The sequence below is a fragment of the Pseudomonas sp. CM25 genome (genome assembly GCF_013179705.1).
In the GTDB taxonomy this organism is placed as follows: domain Bacteria; phylum Pseudomonadota; class Gammaproteobacteria; order Pseudomonadales; family Pseudomonadaceae; genus Aquipseudomonas.
In genome coordinates this window covers 1-3,796 of record NZ_JABMCW010000443.1, presented here as the reverse complement: position 1 = coordinate 3,796, position 3,796 = coordinate 1, and the positions used below count along the sequence as shown (strand labels likewise).

At 66.6% G+C, this 3,796-nt stretch carries 4 protein-coding genes; all 4 read right to left on the bottom strand.

The features are described 5' to 3' along the window. The coding region (locus HP546_RS27450; protein ID WP_172232133.1) for an MFS transporter at positions 1-774 on the bottom strand (774 nt) is incomplete at its 3' end. Between the two features lie 75 nt (positions 775-849). Continuing rightward, positions 850-1,179, bottom strand: a complete 330-nt coding sequence (locus HP546_RS27445) for an NIPSNAP family protein (protein WP_172232130.1) — start codon at positions 1,177-1,179, stop codon at positions 850-852. Next, complete coding sequence (locus HP546_RS27440) at positions 1,179-2,897, bottom strand: FAD-dependent oxidoreductase (protein WP_172232127.1); 1,719 nt, start codon at positions 2,895-2,897, stop codon at positions 1,179-1,181. The genes HP546_RS27445 and HP546_RS27440 overlap by 1 nt, the downstream gene beginning before the upstream one ends. Next, the gene (locus tag HP546_RS27435) at positions 2,894-3,721 is read right to left on the bottom strand and encodes an SDR family NAD(P)-dependent oxidoreductase (RefSeq protein ID WP_172232124.1); all 828 of its coding nucleotides are present in this window, start codon (positions 3,719-3,721) and stop codon (positions 2,894-2,896) included. Before HP546_RS27435 ends, HP546_RS27440 begins: the two co-directional genes overlap by 4 nt. Positions 3,722-3,796: the final 75 nt, after the last annotated feature.

Sequence of the window (3,796 nt, the reverse complement as noted above, 5' to 3'; positions counted from 1 at the left end):
GCAGGTGCCAAAGCGGTAGCGTGGCGAGAGGATGGTGCCGATCGCCCCACCCCTGGCCCTTGGGGTGACCGGCATGACGAAGGTGCAGTCGGCGTTGGCGTGCGCGGGTGACAGCCGGCGGACAATCGCCAGGATCCGCTGACGATCCGCACCTTTGCTGACCAGAAAGGTGACCGATTCCGGCAAGCGCCAGTACAGCAATGGCAAGGTCAGCAGCGGCAACACCCCCGCCAGCACCAGCACGCTGCGCCAGCCCAGGTTGGGGATCATCCAGGCGCTGACGAAACCACCGGCCGCAGCGCCAAGGGAGAACCCGCAGAAGGCCAGAGTGATCAGTAGCGAGCGGCTGCGTGCCGGGGCGTACTCGCTGACCAGGGTGCTGGCATTGGGCATGGCGGCGCCCAGGCCCAGCCCGGTCAGAAAGCGCAGCGCAACCAATGTTTCAAGGTCGGGTGAAAAGGCCGAGGCCAGGGTCCAGACGCCGAACAGCAGCACGCTGCACAGCAATACCGCCTTGCGCCCGTAGCGGTCGGCCAGGGGGCCGGCAATCAGGGCGCCGAGGGCCAGGCCGATCAGCGCAGCACTCAATACCGGACCCAGGCTCTGCGCGCCCAGGCCCCAGTCGCTTTTCAGCTGTGGGGCAATAAAACCGATGATGGCGACGTCCAGCCCATCCAGGGCAATGATCAGAAAGCCCAGGAACACCACCCATTTCTGGTAGCTGCCAATGGGTTGCTGGTCGATCAGTTGGCGCACGTCTAGCGTGTTGTTCATCTGGTAGCACCTGTTGTTGTTTTTATGGAGGTGTATCGGGGCCGCGTTGCGGCCCGATTGCCGGCACAGGCAGGATTACTGCCGGGCGAGGCTGGGTAACCGAACCGGCCGTAGGATCCGCGTCTCCTGCGCCACCACCAGGTCACGGGTGGCATGCAGATAGGCCGCAAAGTCCGGGTCGGCGTCACGCGCGGCACTGCGCTTCTCGAAGTCATCGAGGCTGGCATAACCCCACAAGTGCACCACCTGGTTCAGCGGCCCGATGCTGCTGGTGTAGAAGGCCAGCGGCGCCCCCAGGTGGCGCAGCAGGATCGGCATCGCCAGCTGGTCGAAGGCGTCGAGAAAAGCCGCCATGCAGCGCGGGCGGATGGTGTAGATGCGGTGATCGACGACGGCCTTGTCCATCACGCCACCTCCTGCGCAGTGCCCACTGCCGCAAGCCCCTGCTCGACACCCGCCAGGTGCCGCCCGGTGATGTAGCCGAAGGTCATGATCGGGCCCAGGGTGATGCCCGCACCGGGGTAGTTGCCGCCCATGATGCTGGCGCGGTCGTTGCCGACCGCATACAGGCCGTCGATGGCCTGCCCGTCTGCCGCCAACACCTCGCCGACCACGCTGGTACGTAGCCCGTCGAAGGTGCCCAGGTCGCCCATGATCACTTTCACGGCAAAGTACGGCCCCTCGCCCATCGGGGCCACACAGGGGTTGGGCCGCTGTTGCGGGTCAGCCAGGTAGCGGTTGAAGCTGGTGCTGCCGCGGCCGAACTGGCGGTCTTCGCCCTGCACCGCGCCAAGGTTGTACTCGCGCACGGTCTGCGCCAGCCCTTGCGCATCGATACCGGCCTTGCCTGCCAGCTCGGCCAGGGTGTTGCCCTTGAGCAGGTAACCGTTGCGCAGCAACGGCCCCAGCGGCATGGGAGCGGGCTTGGCAAAGCCCAGGCCGTATTTGCCCAGGGTGCGACGGTCGCACACCAGCCACATGGCCGTTTCAGCCTGCCCGGCACAGGCCTCGATCATGGCCGCACCAACGTCATGGTAGGAGTTCGACTCGTTGGTAAAGCGCCGCCCCGAACGCAACACGCCAATCACACCCGGCTTGTAGCGGTCGAGCAAATGCGGGAAGGCGATATGCCGCCCGCCCCCCATCGGCACCTTGGACACCGGCATCCACGCCGCTGCCGCTTGCAGGCGGATATCGACCTTGGCACCCAAGGCTTCCGCCATGCGCGCACCATCACCGGTGTTGCCCGCCGGCACCGGAGAAAAATGCTCGCCGCCGCGGCGCACATGCGGGTAGGCCTGGCGTAGCCGCTGCAGGTCATGGGAGAAGCCGCCACACGCCAGCACCACACCGCGCCGGGCCTGGATGGTCAGCTCGCTGTCGCCTTGGCCGACTTCTGCGCCCACCACCCGACCGCCTTCGCGCAGCAACCGGCGCGCCGGGGTACCGGTCAGGATCGGAATGCCCAGGTCCAGTGCCGAACGTACCAGCCGGGCCGCCAGGGCATTGCCGCTGGTGACCTGGGTACCGCGACGGTACAGGGCCAGCTCCTTCAGGTGGGTCATCAGGCGCTTGGCCACATACACGAAGGAGGTCAGCGAACGGGTCACATTGAAGAAATGCTTGAGGTCGGCATTCGACGAATTGAACATCATACCGATGAAGGTGATGGTTTTCAGCGGCGGGCGCAGGCGTGCCATGTCTGGCCCCAGGCCGCGAATATCGTAAGGTGCGGCCAGGATCGAGCGGCCAACGTCGACGCCACCTTCGATGTGCGGGTGATAGTCGGGGTACAGCGTGGGCACGAACTTCACCGCTGTCTCGCGCTCGAAAAATTCCACCATCTGCGGCGCGTAGCGCAAAAATGCCTCGACCCCGGCTGCGTCGTAACAGCCACCGGTTTCGTTGCGCAGGTAGGTCATGGCCGCTGCGTGGCTGTCGTTGGCCCCGTGCGCGGTACCGGGCACCCACAGCACGCCGCCGGAAAACGCCGTGGTGCCGCCAAAGCAGTCGTCCTTTTCGATCACGATCACATCCAGGCCGAGCTTTTTCGCGGTGATCGCCGTCGCCAGGCCGCCCGCGCCCGCGCCGACCACCAGTACATCACAGCTGCGCGTATTCATCGGCCTGCCCCCTCGAAGCCTGGGCGCGGGATCAGTGCCATGGGCATGCTCTCCAGGCCGCCATCCACGGTCAGCTCGGCACCGTTGATGTAGTCGGCACGCCGGCTGGCCAGGAACAGCACGGCGTCGGCGATGTCCTGCGGCTCGCCGATGCGCCGGTTGGCGGTCATCGCGCAGCGCTGGCGCTCGACCTGCGGGTCGGCATAGAACGCCGCCGACAACGGCGTGCGGATCAACCCCGGGCACACCGCGTTGCTGCGCACGCCCCGTGGCCCCCACTCCACCGCAAGCTGACGCGACAGCATGCTGACCCCGGCCTTGGCCACGCTGTAGGCGCCGCTGTCGGGTTGCGGGTAGTGGGCGGCAATCGAGGCCACGTGCACGATGCGCCCCTCGCCGCGCGCCAGCATCGAACGGCCGAACGCCTGGGCACACAGCAGGTAGCCACTGAGGTTGACCGCCAGCACCTGGTTCCATTGCTCCAGGGTCAGCTCGTCCAGCGCGCCGGGGCGCAGTACGCTGGCATTGTTGACCAGTACATCGCAGCGCCCGTGCAAGGCCTGCACCTGGGCCGCAGCCCGCTCCACACTGGCCGGGTCGGCGATGTCGCAGCCCAGCGCGCTGACCTCACCGACACTGCGCTCGCCGAGGGTGGCCGCCAGTTCGCGGCATTTGTCCAGGTCGCGGTCCAGCAACACCACATGGGCCTGCTGCTCTACCAGCGCGCCGGCCAGCGCCGCGCCAATGCCACCGGCAGCACCGGTGACCACGCAAACGGCTGAGTCCAGGCCCAACCAGCGAGAAGGAATATTGTTGTTGTGCATGCTGCTCTCCAGAATGTCGCTTGATCTGGGCCACAGCCTAGGGCCGGCAGGCACACCGGCAGAATGGACAAAACC